Origin of the sequence: Rhodococcus mengyinensis (assembly GCF_048381435.1) — a bacterium.
GTDB lineage: Bacteria > Actinomycetota > Actinomycetes > Mycobacteriales > Mycobacteriaceae > Rhodococcus_F > Rhodococcus_F opacus_D.
The window spans coordinates 33,746-49,114 of the sequence record NZ_JBLWIT010000064.1 but is presented as its reverse complement, the minus strand read 5'-3'; the positions used below and the strand labels follow the sequence as shown (position 1 = coordinate 49,114).

The window sequence follows — 15,369 nt, the reverse complement described above, 5'->3', positions numbered from 1 at the left end:
TTTATTCGTTGGTCTGAGTTCGCATCGCTTGGTGTGGCCGCGGAGGGTCGCAATATAGGGCACTAATCTGGACGGCTGGCGCCCCTACAGTTCATTGTGATGCAAATCTCAACGAGGCCTTCATGGCTAAGGGGTGTTTGAGAACTCGCGATCGCGGGCGTGTGCCTCGCTTAGAATCGAAGAATGAGGGCTCCTGGTTGGGTCGGTGAGTACATGTCCCCGACTACACCAGGAGCCCACAATGACATCATCGCCGATACCGCCATGCCGGTCGTGCCCGCCCCACGCGGCGGGCGGGCACGGTTGCGTAGTGTACCCGTCGTCGGTCACCGACGCAGAGTGGGCGACCCTCGAACCGCTGTTGCCCGCGCCCGGCATCTCGGCAGGCCGAGGCGGCAGACCCGAAGCATTGCCGCCGTTTGGACGCCATCTTGTTCATCGTCCGCGGTGGTATCGCGTGGCGGCAACTGCCGATGGAGTTCCCGCCAGCCGGGACGGTGTACGCGATCTTCACCCGCTGGTCCCACAGCGGCGCGTGGCAGCGCATCGGTATCGGCGGCCGGTACCGTCTGCGAGTCGATGATCGCCGCGGTCGGGCACCGGGCCCGCCCGTCACGCACCCGCAGGCGGTCGCGCAGCGCGTCGACGTGCCCCGATCGGGCCGCGGCTGGGATGGCGGCAAGAGAACGAACGGCGTCAAGCGACACGTTGCCGTGGATGTGAACGGACTGCTGCTCGCCGTCGTCGTCACCGCTGCCTCGATCCAGGACCGCGACGCCGCGCACCGACTCCTGACCGCACTGCGCGGCAGGTTCTCCACCATCCGGCTGGTCTGGGCCGACGGCGCTTATCCTGGACGGCTGCCCGTCTGGGCGAAAGACGCTCTCGCCCTGCCTATGCAGATCATCAAACGCATCCCCGGCGCCACCGGTTTCCACGTCCGACCCCGCGTTTGGGTGGTCGAGAGAAGTTTCGCGTAGCTCAACAAGCACCGCCACTGCGTGCGAGACTACGAAACCAGACCCGACCACCACGAGGCCATGGTTCACATCGCGACGATCGCGACACATGACGAGGCGGCTCGCCCGAACCTGACGGTTTTCAAACGCGCTCTAAGAAACATGGCCCAAGTGGATCACCGAGGATGCCCTATGGCCCGGTCTGCCGGGCCGCCTCAGAAGTGCCTGCACGGCCACGGTGCCGCCGATTCCTCCGGCGAGCAACCCCAGCAGCAGTGCCACGTTGGTGTACATGTCAACTTCCCTTCGGGTGTGGTGATGGTCGGACACTGTTTCGGCGGGCTTGACCCCGTGCTCACGTACGCATAGTCAGATGACGGGCGGAGCCGTCTCTACTTCGTTGTACCCGCTGTCGTCACGGATGCCTCTGCAAAAGAGGGCGGGCGTCGGCGCGACTTAGCTTCGCGAGCGTCGGCGTTGGACCGCAGGGGGTTGCCTGTCTTGGCCACACGATGTCCGACAAGAGTCAGTATCGGTCGTGGAATCCCGAGACCCTTCACCGGCATGCCTGTCACATAGCCTTCCGTGAAGAGATAGTTCGCGGCGTCGTACACCTCGTCGTCGCTGAGCGCCGACGCGGCCCACCCGACTTCTCCTCCGATGGCATCCGCGTCCAAGATCGGGCTGCGATAACCCTCCGTTGTCTTTGCAAGAAGCCAACGCAGGACAGCGTCACGAACCGCCCACTGACGATCGGTAGCTGCACTCACATTTCAGTCCTCCGGTAGATGCCGTTGATGCCTCCATGCACCATAGCCGTCGGCAAGGAATAGACAAGTATCGAACTATTCTGCGCGTCTTAGGATTTCAGAACAGCCCCGGTCGATGCCGCAAGCTCGTCGGCGCGGGCGCGACTGAGGCGCAGGGCATCTCGCGCGGCAAACAGACCCGTGACAACGTTCTAGCCGATCCCGTCGTCACCGTCGACGCACTCCGAACCGGCCCTTTTGCGCGTGACTCGGTAGACGTGCCCTTCCCCGAATATACCACTGAACTGGACTTATTTCTTTATTTGGGTATGGTCGAGGTCAGTTCGCGGTTGCCGATTCGGAAAGGACCGACAATGGCCGACAAGTCCGCCGTCAAGAGTTCAAAACAGTCTGCACGTGCTCTCAAGGAGCGCCGGGCGGAGAAGAGAGCGAAGGCCCTCGAATCGACTCAGTTCATTCGAAAGCGTAAGAGCTGACGTCATCCTGGAGCATCGCCACCTACCTGCCATCCTCGTCACTGCCTGAGGGTTGGAATGTCGCACCCGACGCTCGGCCAAGAGAAAAGCCGACTCGCCCCATCACGGACTAGCAAATTTCGGGTTCCAGCTACGTGGGGTGAGGACCTCGCCGGGCTTCCCTCCTTTCCGCTCATAAACAGAATCGGAAAAGGCTCACGGAGCGCTGAAGAGTGTTCTGGAAACACGGCGAATGTCATCGGCCTGCATCCGCGTGAGACCTAACGGGGGGCCAACTTCCGGCGCAGTTTAGTGCTGGGTGCCGGATCGACTGAAACGAGTGGTGACGATGCGAGTGTTGAACGTGATGCAGCGACCGGTTCGAGTGGTGCGCCAATCCGACAGTATGCGCACGGCCGCAGTGCTACTGGCCGAGTACGGGTTCGCGGCGGTGCCGGTGGTCGACGACCACGACCGGTTGGTCGGGATGTTGAACAGCGGAGACGTGTTGCGGGCCGGACAAACGTGCTCGGAGACGGTGGGCGAGGTGATGACTGCACCCGCCGTCGCTGCGCCGATGTACCACTATTTGGCCGATGTGAGCCAGATGCTGCTTCAGCAGGGACTACGCAGTCTACCGGTCGTGGATATCGACGGGCGGGTAGTGGGCATCCTCAGCCGCAGTGACGTGGTGCGGTTGATGCTCAAACCGGACGAGACGATCGCCGTGGGCGCGCAACGCTGCCTCGACGACTATACCGGGGACGGACGCTGGCGCGTGACGGTCGAGGAGGGCCGCGTCACCCTCGCAGGCCCCTTCGCAGACGAATCCGAACGCCGCATCGCGATCGCGTTGAGCAAGACCGTACCGGGCACCCGCACAGTGTCCATTGCCACTGAAGAATAGGTGGTGGTCGATCAGGCACAAGCTGTTGGCAACAGCGCGCCACGGTGATCACTGCACCGCCGCGACTCAGTGCGCGATGAGGGTGTTTCGGCATCGCCCCGACGGCCCGAGTGATCAGTCCGCGGCCACGCCACCTGGCTGTGGCCGAAGGCACTCTGATCGCGTCCCCCGTCGTGACGCTGCGCCGCACGCACGGCCACCCTGCGCCGGTAGCGGCCCGGAGGCCGAGAAAGAGAGAGAAGAGGAATGTACCGATCGCGCACGCCCGCCGCGGCAATCCATCGATCCTTCGCCCACGGCGGATCGATGAGCACGCGCCAGATCAAGGCCCATCTCGAGGTGATGTTCGCCCCCGAGACCGATCACGGCGCCCCGGGAGGAAACGCCGGTTCAGTGCTCGCACACCGGCTCAGCGAGGTTGAGGAGAACACGGTTCCGCTTCTCGCAGGCAGTGCCTGAGAGCGCAGAGCGCCGGACACCCCGCAGCACACGTGAGTACCGAACTCACCGACGGGCACGATCCCCCACCACGCCGACAGCACAATCGGGACAACATCGGCCTGGACGACCACACCAAGGACCCCGACACCGACCTACGAAAACGTCAGGAGCAACCATGACCCCTACCCCCATCACCACCGCCCTCGACGCCGAGCAGCAACGGATCGCCGGCAAGGCACTGCAGGGCACCGTCGTCGACCTGATCGACCTGAGCCTGATCGCCAAACAGGCCCACTGGAATGTCATCGGACCCCACTTCCTGGCGGTCCACCCCTCCCTCGACGAGCTAGCCACCGTCACACGCAATTTCACCGATGAGGCCGCCGAGCGCGCCACCGCGATCGGTGTCAGCCCGGACGGCCGCGGGGCCACCGTGGCCGCGGACGCGGGTACCACGGGATCCGCCGCAGGGTGGACACCCGACACCGAGGTGGTCGAGACGATCGTCGCGAACCTGGCCGCCGTCATCGAGCGGTTCCGGGCTCGCATCGAGTCCACCGAGAAGGCGGACCCGGTCACCCAGGACCTGCTGATCGGCATCACCGCCCGACTCGAGCAACTGCACTGGATGTGGCAGGCCCAGAGCGCACAACCATCTGCCCAGCGCCGTCGACTCGGACAGTTGCTCAGCGGATAGCTCCACCAGACGGTGAGCAAAAGAGGAGGCGGCCGCGCCGAACGATCGGCACCGGCGGTCTCGGCCATCAATGCCATAACGATCGCGTTTGCATGCCGCACTCCAATCGCCCCAGCACGGGAAGCCCGAGTGCGACGACAGTCCATGCCGCCCAATGATCGGTTGCGGGTCATTCCAAGCGGCTGCGCCACAGTGTGTGTGAGAACTCGAACTGGCACGCTTTGTGCCTCGCCGAGAATCGAAGAAAGTGGGCTCCTGGCTGGGTCGGTGATCACCAGATCACCGACCCAACAGGAGCCCACAATCTCATCATCGCCGATTTCGTTGTGCCCGGGGGGACATGGTTGCGCGGTGTACTCGTCGTCGGTCACCGACGCAGAGTGGGCGCCCCTCGAATCGCGATTGCCTGCACCGGTGGCACGGCAGGTCGCGGGAGGCGACCCGAGAAGAATGCCGCCGTGGATAGTGGATGTCACCCTGTACATCGTGCGCGGTGGTACCGCGTGGCGGGAAACCGCCGGTGGAGTTCCGGTCAACCGGGACGGTGTACGCGGTCTTCGCCCGCAAAATACCTGTGCACGAAACTCACCCAGAAACTCATCGCAATGGTCTGCAGATCTGGATTTCGACGAACACCGTCTGCACTCCACAGGACACCGGAATCCACACGATCAAGTGCAGCCTGCGGTACCCGTTCGGCTCTGTCGACGATGCGTGAAAACTCGATCTCGAGCCGTCATCTGACTGACCTTCGGGCCGCCAGGACGATGCCGGGGTCATGCCCACGGTGCTTCCGTGCCTCGCCGAAGCGTCCGACGGTACGAATCGGCCCGGTCCAGGTCGGCGTGGCTGTCACCCGGTGGTGGGGCGACCCCTCGACGCCCCACCGGTGTACGCACGGTCGAACGACCCGGTGAACGCGGCCCGGCGTACCCCCGACGCAGCGCCAACAGGCCGCTCATGGAAAGACCCGAGCGGTCGACGCTCACCGCGGCGGGCACGGTGGGTGTGCTTTCGTCGGTCCGACTCGGTCATGCCACCCCACACGCCATAGGATTCACCCACCGTCAGCGCGTGATCGCGACACCGCACCAGCACGGGGCACACCTGACAAATCTGCCGGGCCCGCGCTTCACGCCGATCGCGAGCGCCGCGCCGTTCGCCGTCGGGGGAGAAGAACACCGACAGATCGGCGCCGCGACACGCGGCACGCACCCGCCACTCACCAGAATCAACGGTGACCGCCACCAAGGGCGGATCCTTCGGGATCGACAACGGCGGATTCCTATCCATTGACACCACCGCCGCCGTCGCGGCGCGGCAGATGCGCTGTTGCACGGGGATGTTGCTCACGGCCACCGCGATCCGCAGACGGCCGCGACAGGACTCGTACAGCTGCGGTGGTGACGCTGACGTGGCTACGGCGCGCCACATCGAGGAGAGCATCGAAGCCGGCGTCATGGCTGCAGGCGCGCTGCTCGGCCAGAACTGCAGCCGCGGCGGACAGCAACTGTGCGTCCGCGGCCTGCGGCGAAGGCCCTCGTCCGGGTACTGCGGAGGTGTCGGTCGGCATGAGAGTCCTTTCGCTACATCGGGCGGTACTGCGATACAGGTGACGTCGGCGCGGTGGGGCGATGTCTCGCGTCTCACTGTTGACGGCCCGGTATCGTCCGTGGCTCCAGCTTCCATGAAGGGACATCCAGAGACCACCGGCCTTTACCTAGTCCTTACCTAGGTAAAGCACGGGTGTCGTGGGTGAGACCGTTGATGGGGTGCTCGGTCTTGTGTCGCGGACCACGCACGGCGGCGTGGCCGATCTGCGACCCGACACCGATACGCGGCGTGTACGCGCGGTTCAATTCGGCGAATGGTGCGGATGACTCTGGCTGTGCAGGGGTAAATCCGATGAGGCCTCCGGCCTCTGTGATAGCTGACACCACTAGCGAACGATCCATCGCACGCCTTTCGCCGAGCGGTGCCTGATTTGACAGTGTTCGTCGCAGTGGTCGACTCCTGCGCGCGGCACCCACTCCGAACGGTGCGATGCACCCCCTGCCGGGTCGATCGGGACGCTCTCGACCCGAGGAAGGAACCGGATTCAGCCTCCGGCCGACAGATCTCAGCCGCGATAGCATGCACCACAGCCATCGACGACGAATGGGCAGCTGAGTCATCCTGCGTCTCTCATACTCTCAAGGTGAGCGTGCGGTGATGCACCAGGATCGAGGTTGATGTGGTCGAGGTTGCGGTGCGCATAGACATCGGGTGTGCGGCGGATCTGGTGCCCGTCGTCGCGGCGAACATCCAGCGGGGCGTAGACCAGGTGTACCGCGCACACCAGGGTGCATCAGCGTCGACGGTGCGGGCAGCTCTCAAACGCAAGTTCGGCAGGGCGATCGGGACAACCGCAATCGAGGACCTCGCCGGATGCATCTCGGACGGGAACACTCCGGTGATCACACCCTCGTCCCCGTGGCGATCGGGCCGGCAGACGAAAGGAGGACCCGAGCGATCCGAACGTCCTGGTCTCCATCACCGCCACTCACAGCTGCAGCCTGCACCGGCGGTCACACGGGACGCCCCCATGCGGCTGCATCCGGAAGACCAATCCAAGAGCGGACTGGCGCCGAGGGTAGTGATCAAACGGTCGTCGGCGACTGGCCACCGCCGAAAACTTCGGGCGCCGGCACCCTCGATATCGTCGCCATAGACGACGTCGCCAGGGATCGGCCTGATCGTGCACCTCGACGTCGTGCAGGGCCCTTTCGACACCACGGCGCCACTCTCCGCGCAAGCCGTGTTCGCCATCCTGGTGGGATCCGCAGTGCCGTGGGTTGACGAAGTCGGCCAGGCATCTGCCCGGGCCCACACGCACCCGGCGGCACGGACATGCGAATGAAAGTGGGCCGGCACGGGATGCGCGGCAGCGCCCGTATCAGACCCACCCCCCATCGCGGGATCGCTCATCCTCTTCCCTTCGCGGCCCCCGGGGGCCCGGCGCCGAGAAGGATTGGTCAGCCGTTGACGTGGAACACCGCACGCCGGCCGCGATCGGCGCCGCGGCGCAACGCGGCCTGGACGGCGGCGGTGCCACCGATTCCGCCGGCGAGGACAAGTAGCAGCAGGGCGACATTGAGGTTCACGGGACAGGTCCTCCTCGGGGCGGGCCAAATGCGGCGGCCGGTGCGGATCGTAATGTGGTGGGGCTCAGTTCACTCGCAGCCCGCGGGGTCGATACTGATCGACCCGGCACCGGCGAGGATCGACGGAATCCTGTGGTCGGGTCTCACACTCATGATGAACGCCACGAGAAGGCCGCGAAGTCATTGCCGACCGTTACACCCTCACCAGCGAACAACGTGCCCGCCGCCGCGCGAACGGCGACGGGCAGGCGAAACTGTAGCTCGCCCTGCGCACCTTGGCCGATCCTTCCAGCGCCCACGCTACGATATTCGGAGCACCCTGTCATCCAGTAGGACCGCAATGAATTCTGCTATCCTTCCGAAGTTTTCGGTGATGCACCCTGGCCGCCCGGCGCCGACATACGGTCCAGGCCGTACCGATCGCTAACCAATCAAATAGTCGACCGATGGGTCGGTCCTTCGCGACGGAGTGTGCGTACGCGGATACGACACATACCTCGCGGCGCGACCGGACTGGGTAACCTCGTCGGTGCCGGCGTGGTCTGCGCCGACGACGGCGCGGACCGCACAGGTTCCGCGCTCAACCCCGTGCTCACGTACTCATCGTCGAGTGACCGGTCGAGTCATTCTCTCTTTCACTTCACTGCCGCCGTTGTCGCGGATGTCTCTGCGAGCGGTGCCGCCAGACGCCGGCGCACCTTCGCCTCGTGAGCGTCGACCTTGTACCTCAGCGGTTTGCCGGTCTTGGCCACCCGACGTCCCGCGACAGTCAGCATCGGTCGTGGAATCCCGATCCCCATCACCGGCACGCCTGTCACATAGTTCTCCTTGAACAGGAACATCGAGGCGTCGACGACTTCGTCGCGGGTGAGCGGCGAGGCCACCCACCCGACCTCTGATCCGATGGCATCCGCGTCCAGAATCGGGCTGCGATAACCCTCCGTTGTCTTCGCAAGAAGCCAACGCAGAACAGCGTCACGAACCGCCCACTGACGATCGGTAGCTGCACTCACATTTCAGTCCTCCAAATAGATGCCACTAATGCTGCCCTGCACCATAGCCATCGGGAAGAAATAAGCAAGTCCGTGAAATTTCCTGCGCGCCTTGCACCTCGGAAACTCCCGGCGGACGTCGCACGCGACCGGATCGGACGCCACAGGGGGTGAGAGTACCTCGGATCGGGGAACAGCCCGCCGACGCACCAACCGACGCCGTCGTCACGGCCCGCGCATCATCGAACCGCCTCTAATCGGCCGCTGAACTGGACTTATTTCTTTTGTTGGGTATGGTCGAGGTCAGTTCGCGGTTGCCGATTCGGAAAGGACCGACAATGGCTGACAAGTCCGCCGTCAAGAGTTCGAAACAGTCCGCACGAGCCCTCAAGGAGCGCCGGGCGGAGAAGCGAGAGAAGGCGATCGCGTCCATTCTACTCACCCGAAAGCGGAAGAGCTGATGCGACACTGGCGTCAACACCGCACCCCGCCACCCTCCTCGCTGCCTGAGGATCGATGATATTCCCCCGGGAACTCGGCCAACAGCCCTGACCCGCGCCCACATCAGATGTAGCAGCTTCGGAAGAGAACGGCTCGGAGCGTGGAAATATCAGCGACTGCACTCTCTTCCAATTTTCTACAACGGTGAAAGCGGCTCACAAAACCCTGCCGAGTTCAATGGAAGCACACCGCAGTCTTATTGGTCCGCCCCGCGTGTGACCACCCGATCGGGGGGCCAACTTCCGGCCTCTGACACGCCCGTCCCGGCCCCTCCACGGCCGGGACGACGTGTTTCCCAAAGAGTTCAGGGTGAGCGAGACAGGGGCACTCCCACAACATCCGGTGAGATGACCGTCTCCCCTGCCGACCTATGGGGTCGGTGCAGGAGTACCGGATGTGTCGAGAATTGATGGAACAGAAATGAATCGTCCTGGACTCGTTACCCGTCGGCCGAACCAGGCTTCGCTGTCGTCGAGGAGACGCCGGGCACTGTTGCGGGTCATCCTGCTGCCCTTGGACATCGTCGAAAGCGCCGACCCGGTCCCGGTAGCCGCGGTCGACGAGGTCGAACCGTTCCTGCCGGCGTGCATCAGCGCCCCCTCCGCCACCGGGGACGATGGACCGCACGCACAGTTGCTGGCGTTCCGGCACATCGTCGATCGCAGCAGTCCCCCGATAGCGTTCGGCCTCGCACTCGATGGACAGCGCGCGCCTGACGGCCCGCAACGCCGCTACGTCGGCCCCCCGGCGACGTGCCTGTCACTGTGGGAGGTTCCCGGCAACGGGCTGGTGCTGGCCTGCGAGGAACTCACCCCCGACCGCGCCGGCAGCCTGATCGACCGGCACAATGATCCGCTTCGCGGCGGCGGTAGCCCCGAATTCTGGGCCGCTATCGAAGCATTTCTCCGTCCCTTCGGGCTGACGACCGAGGCGAGCCCGATCGACGTCTTCCCGCGGCTGGACACCCGACTGCCCAGATCTGAGGTCTACCGGCCGCTACGCAGCCTGACAATCCACGGCCCTAATTGGACCGGGCGGGACACCCTCGAGGGCCTGATCATCGAGGTCCACACCGACGGGGTCGATACGGTACAGCGACTGGACGACGAACCGGGCACTACACCCAGCGCAGGGGCCGCGTCCCGCTCCTACCGTGGACTCTTGGGCTGGCACCGGGTCCCGCTGATCGACAGGGCGTCACGTCTCGGATCGGGGATCGCGATTCGCGAGGACGCCCGAGCCCTTGCCGTCGACCTCGGTTCCCCCGCCACCGGTCCCGGCCATCTCGATCGGGGCACCCGTGAGATGGTCTACTGCCTCATCGGCTGGGTCGCCCTCCGCGCACAGCACTCGGCGGACCACCGACGAGTACTGTCGCTCCTGCGCAACCGCCGCCAACTGAGCGAACGCGGCGCCCTCGCGGGCCTCGGCGACATCGCGGCGGCCCGCAGACGGATGATCGAGACACGGCTTCTGCAAACACACCCCGCGGGTGCTCACCGGCCTCCGCGGATCGAATCGACACACCTTCGATCAACGCTGGCGAACCGCACCGCCGACGAGATCGCCGTCCTGCATACCGAACTCGGTAAGCTCTGTGACAGTGCTGAAAGCTGTCTGCTGCCCCACACGCTCGCCTCCGCCCGAGACCGGCGGTCCACGCTCGTATCGGTCGCGGCCGCCGGTGCGCTGTTCGCCACCTCGCTCCACGCGGCCGTCGCGGCATCACCGGAGTACCTCCAGCGCTGGGGGTTCACCGTGGCGGTTACCGCCGCGATCGGCGCTGTCGCCCTACTCGACGTTGGGGCACGTCGTCGCCCCGGCGGGACACTGACGAAACCGACACCGGTCGCGCCGCCGCGGGCCTCGCCCGCCGTGACACCTGTCAGGGACCTCGAACGTCGACGGCGGGAGTCGATCTTCCCCTTCGAGACGCAGGTGTGGCGCACCGCTCCGAGTCGCCGCGGCAAGACGCCCACGTTGCGAGAGTGCCTCGAGGCCAACGACCTTTCCGGCTGCGCACCTTCCAACCCACCGTTGGTGGCGGCAAGTTCGTCGTCCCGTCCAGCACCAAAATGGACCTGACCTTCAGAACAGGCACCCACGCTTGCAGCGTCGAAGTCGAACTTGAACTGTAGGGAACCGCGAACATGAGCGAACTGATGACGCAACTATCGGTCCTCGACCGCGTTGCCGGAGTCCATTGGCGAAGACCCACCCGAATAGGGGCGCTCCGCCATCGACTCGGGCCGGGTAGCGGTGAGGGAAAGGAAATACGATGACCGGAGACACGGCAAAGGTGAATCGGATGGTGACCTTCGCGCTTCGCTGGTTCCCGCATGGCGGCGGCCCGGCGGAGGAGATTATCGCTGTTTTCGGTATGGATACCGGCGAGTTCTTCCGCTGTCTGCACGCGCAGCTGCACCCGAACCCCCCGACTCCGCTTCGGCCGACGATCGTGGAGAAGATGAAGGCAGTGGCACGGCGGCGTCTGTGGCTCGCGGGTTGAGATCCACGGCTCGCGGAACGCTTGGACGCGCTCCGGTTGCATACCGGCAGCTGGCGCTAGTGGGAACGCTGTGCGTGGGGCAGGCACGGCTCCGGGAGTTTTCCACAGGACTGCCGCAGATCATCTGTGGGAATGCAGGCGCGCCGCTTGCCGGTCGACAATAGAGCGTGCCGTGTCCTCGAACCCGTCGGTGATGATCTGCGGGGCCTGCTGGCGAAGAAGGCCGTACAGCGGGACCGCCGCAAACCGTGGGCGACGACGTCACTGCCTCCGGGAGCGCGTGTGGTCACCGAATACGGCTGAACGGGCCGGACGGCTCCCCCAGCTGGAACGACTCGGCTTCGGACTCGTCGGCTACGGCTACACCACCTGCACCGAAAACTCCGGCCCGCTGGCCGGGCAACGCGAGTGTGAGCAGTTTCCCACCGGATGAGCGGCGGGGCGATCATGGCGACGAGGAAAGCCGTGTCACTCACTCCGTCGTGGTCATTGGTCTGTTGCCGCTGCTGACAGCGGTGTGATGAGGAACGCGAGCCGGAATTTTCCGATTTTGATCTCGTCACCGTCGGCGAGCAGTGCGGTGTCGACCGGTGTCCCGTTGCGGTAGGTGCCGTTGAGGCTGCCGACATCGGTCACCCGAAATGTGTCGTTGTCGCGCCGGATCTGGGCGTGGCGACGGCCGACGGTCGTGTCGTCGAGGTAGATGTCGCTGTCGATGTGGCGACCGATCGTGGTGACCGTCTGATCGAGCAGGAACCAGTCACCGCGGTTGGGCCCCCGGGTGACCACGAGCAGTGCCGAACCGGACGGCAGTGCCTCGACCTCGGCACGGTCCCAAGGCGGGTCGCTGGGGGCCGGATGCCGTCGACGGCGGGCGGTGGGGAGGTTCACCCCGGCACACGTCTTCGCCGACAGTGGGCCATTGAGTGACAATTCGGTCACCAGTGCGGCTTTCGCTCGATACTCGCGGAGCAGACGGTGAGCGTCGTCTCGGTCGATTTTGGTGTCGGTGATGTCGAATGGTGCGGTCACGACGAGGTCCTCTCTCTGCGCGAGGAGAGCAAGCTAGCACTACCTCATACAACAACTATTATTTACTATTAGATTAGTGCAAACTCATTGACCGACGGTAGGTGCAATGCATGTGACGCGCATCACTAGCACCGTGTGACCTCGAAGGATCCGACGCTCGACCCCGCGCTGAGTTCCCTCGCCGATACGGATGGTTTCTACTAATAGTCTCGGCTAAAGTAGGCACTATGAGCGAGCAGACGTTGATCGACCCCACGCTGCCGACCGCGCTCGGCGAGACCCGGAACCGGGTGCTGGACCTGTTGTGCGCCGCGGCGGAACCGATGGGCGTACAGGACATCGCCGACCGGGTCGACCTGCATCCGAATACGGCCCGGTTTCATCTGGACGGATTGGTCGACGCGGGCCTGGCCGAGCGTCGCGCCGAGGACAGCCGCCGGCCGGGTCGGCCCCGGATGGTCTATGCCGCTACCCCCTCGGATGCGTCCACCGGACAGCGCAGCTATCGGTTGCTGGCGGAGATGCTGACCGGTCTGATCGCCGACACTCTGCCGGAGCCCGGCCGGGCTGCCGAGACGGCCGGGGAGGCGTGGGGTCGCTACCTGGCGGAGCGGCCGGCCCCGTCGCAGCGGGTGGACGCCGCCGACGGGGTCCGCCGGTTGTCGACGGTGCTGGCCGAGTCCGGCTTCGCCCCGGGCGTGGTGGAGAACCTCGATCGACCAGTGATCCCGTTGCGACACTGCCCGTTCCGGGAGGTAGCCGAGCGGCACCGGGACGTGGTGTGTTCGCTGCACCTGGGCTTGATCCGCGGGGCGCTGGCCGAGGTGCGGGCACCGCTCGCGGCCGATCGACTCGAACCGTTCGTCGAGCCGTCGCTCTGCCTGGCGCACCTGATCCCCACCCCCGAATGAGAGTTACCTCCACCTCGTGTGATTAGCGAGTGGTTGTTTCCCGGACAACCTCCCGGACAACCGATCACGCCGTAACCAGATATCGGTCATTGTGGCAGCCACCGAGAACGTCGCTTGACGGATTCAAGAAGACATGATGCCCTGAGGGGTATGCGGCACAACACATCACGCGATGTGGAATTGCGGTTGCGGGAAGTCGACCTTCGGCTCACCAGCCCGCGACGGGGCTGTGCTCGAGGTTCTCGATGATCACCCACACCTCACTGCGAGAGACATCGCCCATCTGGTCCGCGAGCAGATCGAAACAGGTGTCTCAAGCAAGCGATACCGAGGTCGTCTTCTGAGGGCTGTGTCCGCAACGTCGAAAGAAAGAAGGGCATGATGGTTGAGAACAACTACACCACCGATGATGCGGGAATTCCGGTACCGAGCGACGAGCGTTCGCTCACCGTCGGCGCGGACGGTCCGATCTTGCTGCACGACGCCTACCTCATCGAAAAGATGGCTGCTTTCAATCGCGAGCGTGTACCCGAGCGGCAGCCTCATGCCAAAGGAGGAGGGGCGTTCGGCACATTCGAGGTGACGGGCGATGTCAGTGCGTTTACCTTGGCGGACCTGTTCCAGCCTGGCAAGAAGACGGAGATGCTCGCACGGTTCTCCACAGTCGCCGGCGAACGTGGCAGTCCGGATACCTGGCGCGACCCGCGCGGTTTTGCCCTCAAATTCTATACCGAACAAGGCAATTTCGACATGGTCGGCAACAACACTCCGGTCTTCTTCATGCGGGACCCGATGAAATTCCAGGATTTCATCCGTTCGCAGAAGCGGCGTGCCGACAACAATCTGCGCGATCATGATATGCAGTGGGATTTTTGGACGCTGTCTCCGGAGTCCGCGCATCAGGTGACGTGGTTGATGGGTGACCGCGGAATTCCGCGCACCTGGCGGCACATGAACGGCTATTCCAGCCATACGTACATGTGGATGAACGCCGCGGGCGAGAAGTTCTGGGTGAAGTACCACTTCATCACCGATCAGGGAATCGAGTTCTTCACGCAGGACGAGGGCGATCAGATGGCCTCGATCGACACCGACTACCACCTTCGTGACTTGTGGGAGCACATCGAACAAGGTGATTATCCCAGCTGGACACTCAAGATGCAGATCATGCCGTTCGAGGATGCAAAGACGTACCGGTTCAACCCGTTCGACCTCACCAAGGTCTGGCCGCATGCGGACTATCCACTCGTCGAAGTCGGCAAGATGACGCTGAACCGCAATCCGAGCAACTACCACACCGAGATCGAGCAGGGGGCATTCGAGCCCAGCAACGCCGTGCCCGGAACCGGGCCGAGTCCGGACAAGATGCTGCTCGGCCGGTGGTTCTCGTATCCCGATTCGCATCGGCACCGCATCGGCGCCAACTACAAGGAGCTGCCGGTCAACCGGCCACACGCGACCACCGTGCGGTCGTATTCGAAGGATGGCCACATGCGCCACGAGAATCCCGGAGACCCGGTGTATGTACCCAACTCCAAGGGCGGCCCGCATGCGGATCCAGCGGTGGCGGGCGAACCCATCGGCTGGTACAGCGACGGGGACATGGTGCGGCAGGCCTACACACTTCGCCAGGACGACGACGATTGGGGTCAGGCGGGCACGATGGTACGCGACGTTCTCGACGATGCGGCCCGCGGACGCTTGGTCGACAACATCGTCGGGCACCTACTCAACGGCGTGAGCGAACCTGTCCTGGCGAGAGTGTTCGAGTATTGGCGCAATGTGGACAAAGGCCTCGGCGACAAAGTCGCGCAGGGGGTGCGCGCCAAAAAGGATGAACTCGATCCCAAGGCCGCGGGACAAGACAACCCGTCGCGTCGATCCGCTCAAGAGAAGGCCTGAGGACTTCGTCAGATCGTGATCACCTACACCGAGACCCCTCACTCCGTCTGCACCGGGTCGATGCGCTTCTCGGGTGGTTCCACTGGTAGCTGATCCGCCAACCACACATGAATACGCCTGTCGCTCAGTATGGATTAAACGACAGGCATA

Annotated in this window: 18 protein-coding genes; 12 read left to right on the top strand and 6 right to left on the bottom strand. The window is 64.3% G+C overall.

What is annotated here, in order from left to right:
* The first annotated feature begins 419 nt into the window (after positions 1–419).
* Positions 420–980 (top strand): IS5 family transposase, encoded by a 561-nt coding sequence (locus tag ACNJ7E_RS13295; protein WP_007296963.1) that lies wholly within the window; start codon positions 420–422, stop codon positions 978–980.
* Positions 981–1,351: 371 nt separating this feature from the next.
* Here ACNJ7E_RS13295 and ACNJ7E_RS13290 read toward each other — a convergent pair whose 3' ends face one another.
* The gene (locus ACNJ7E_RS13290) at positions 1,352–1,729 is read right to left on the bottom strand and encodes a hypothetical protein (protein WP_011599159.1); all 378 of its coding nucleotides are present in this window, start codon (positions 1,727–1,729) and stop codon (positions 1,352–1,354) included.
* Positions 1,730–1,764: 35 nt separating this feature from the next.
* Here ACNJ7E_RS13290 and ACNJ7E_RS13285 point away from each other — a divergent pair, with 35 nt between their 5' ends.
* The 5 genes from ACNJ7E_RS13285 to ACNJ7E_RS13265 all read left to right on the top strand — a co-directional run bounded on the left by ACNJ7E_RS13285 (position 1,765) and on the right by ACNJ7E_RS13265 (position 4,229).
* Complete coding sequence (locus ACNJ7E_RS13285) at positions 1,765–2,205, top strand: hypothetical protein (RefSeq protein WP_418340089.1); 441 nt, start codon at positions 1,765–1,767, stop codon at positions 2,203–2,205.
* A 328-nt stretch (positions 2,206–2,533) separates the two neighbouring features.
* Positions 2,534–3,091 (top strand): CBS domain-containing protein, encoded by a 558-nt coding sequence (locus ACNJ7E_RS13280; protein ID WP_007300345.1) that lies wholly within the window; start codon positions 2,534–2,536, stop codon positions 3,089–3,091.
* 306 nt (positions 3,092–3,397) lie between these two features.
* On the top strand, positions 3,398–3,550 hold the full coding sequence (locus tag ACNJ7E_RS13275) for a hypothetical protein (protein ID WP_225857940.1): 153 nt from the start codon (positions 3,398–3,400) through the stop codon (positions 3,548–3,550).
* A gap of 32 nt (positions 3,551–3,582) precedes the next feature.
* On the top strand, positions 3,583–3,711 hold the full coding sequence (locus ACNJ7E_RS13270) for a hypothetical protein (protein WP_257226535.1): 129 nt from the start codon (positions 3,583–3,585) through the stop codon (positions 3,709–3,711).
* Entirely contained in the window at positions 3,708–4,229 is a 522-nt protein-coding gene (locus ACNJ7E_RS13265) for a Dps family protein (RefSeq protein WP_007300343.1), read from the top strand. The genes ACNJ7E_RS13270 and ACNJ7E_RS13265 overlap by 4 nt, the downstream gene beginning before the upstream one ends.
* Positions 4,230–5,081: 852 nt before the next feature.
* On the opposite strand, the gene ACNJ7E_RS13260 is transcribed toward ACNJ7E_RS13265, so the two are convergent.
* From ACNJ7E_RS13260 to ACNJ7E_RS13245, 4 genes are all read right to left on the bottom strand, one after another.
* A complete protein-coding gene (locus ACNJ7E_RS13260; RefSeq protein ID WP_225857941.1) occupies positions 5,082–5,522 on the bottom strand; it encodes a WhiB family transcriptional regulator in 441 nt (146 codons plus the stop codon).
* Complete coding sequence (locus ACNJ7E_RS13255; RefSeq protein WP_167332392.1) at positions 5,515–5,802, bottom strand: hypothetical protein; 288 nt, start codon at positions 5,800–5,802, stop codon at positions 5,515–5,517. Before ACNJ7E_RS13255 ends, ACNJ7E_RS13260 begins: the two co-directional genes overlap by 8 nt.
* Positions 5,803–7,243: 1,441 nt before the next feature.
* Positions 7,244–7,372, bottom strand: a complete 129-nt coding sequence (locus tag ACNJ7E_RS13250; RefSeq protein ID WP_039952787.1) for a hypothetical protein — start codon at positions 7,370–7,372, stop codon at positions 7,244–7,246.
* A 635-nt stretch (positions 7,373–8,007) separates the two neighbouring features.
* Positions 8,008–8,385, bottom strand: a complete 378-nt coding sequence (locus tag ACNJ7E_RS13245; RefSeq protein ID WP_011599166.1) for a hypothetical protein — start codon at positions 8,383–8,385, stop codon at positions 8,008–8,010.
* 317 nt (positions 8,386–8,702) lie between these two features.
* Here ACNJ7E_RS13245 and ACNJ7E_RS13240 point away from each other — a divergent pair, with 317 nt between their 5' ends.
* The 4 genes from ACNJ7E_RS13240 to ACNJ7E_RS13225 all read left to right on the top strand — a co-directional run bounded on the left by ACNJ7E_RS13240 (position 8,703) and on the right by ACNJ7E_RS13225 (position 11,807).
* Complete coding sequence (locus ACNJ7E_RS13240) at positions 8,703–8,825, top strand: hypothetical protein (RefSeq protein ID WP_007300339.1); 123 nt, start codon at positions 8,703–8,705, stop codon at positions 8,823–8,825.
* 460 nt (positions 8,826–9,285) lie between these two features.
* Positions 9,286–10,950: a hypothetical protein gene (locus ACNJ7E_RS13235; RefSeq protein ID WP_418340085.1), complete on the top strand. Its 1,665-nt coding sequence runs from the start codon at positions 9,286–9,288 to the stop codon at positions 10,948–10,950.
* A 193-nt stretch (positions 10,951–11,143) separates the two neighbouring features.
* Positions 11,144–11,374, top strand: coding sequence for a hypothetical protein (locus tag ACNJ7E_RS13230; RefSeq protein ID WP_007300337.1), 231 nt, complete (start codon positions 11,144–11,146; stop codon positions 11,372–11,374).
* Positions 11,375–11,654: 280 nt separating this feature from the next.
* Complete coding sequence (locus ACNJ7E_RS13225) at positions 11,655–11,807, top strand: hypothetical protein (protein ID WP_007300336.1); 153 nt, start codon at positions 11,655–11,657, stop codon at positions 11,805–11,807.
* A 53-nt stretch (positions 11,808–11,860) separates the two neighbouring features.
* On the opposite strand, the gene ACNJ7E_RS13220 is transcribed toward ACNJ7E_RS13225, so the two are convergent.
* A complete protein-coding gene (locus ACNJ7E_RS13220; protein WP_007300335.1) occupies positions 11,861–12,406 on the bottom strand; it encodes an FHA domain-containing protein in 546 nt (181 codons plus the stop codon).
* Positions 12,407–12,633: 227 nt separating this feature from the next.
* On the opposite strand from ACNJ7E_RS13220, the gene ACNJ7E_RS13215 reads away from it, so the two are divergent.
* Positions 12,634–13,317: a helix-turn-helix transcriptional regulator gene (locus tag ACNJ7E_RS13215; protein ID WP_007300334.1), complete on the top strand. Its 684-nt coding sequence runs from the start codon at positions 12,634–12,636 to the stop codon at positions 13,315–13,317.
* A gap of 381 nt (positions 13,318–13,698) precedes the next feature.
* Positions 13,699–15,219 carry a catalase gene (locus ACNJ7E_RS13210; protein ID WP_011599170.1) on the top strand — a complete coding sequence of 507 codons (1,521 nt, stop codon included), beginning with the start codon at positions 13,699–13,701 and terminating at the stop codon, positions 15,217–15,219.
* The last annotated feature ends 150 nt before the right edge of the window (positions 15,220–15,369 follow it).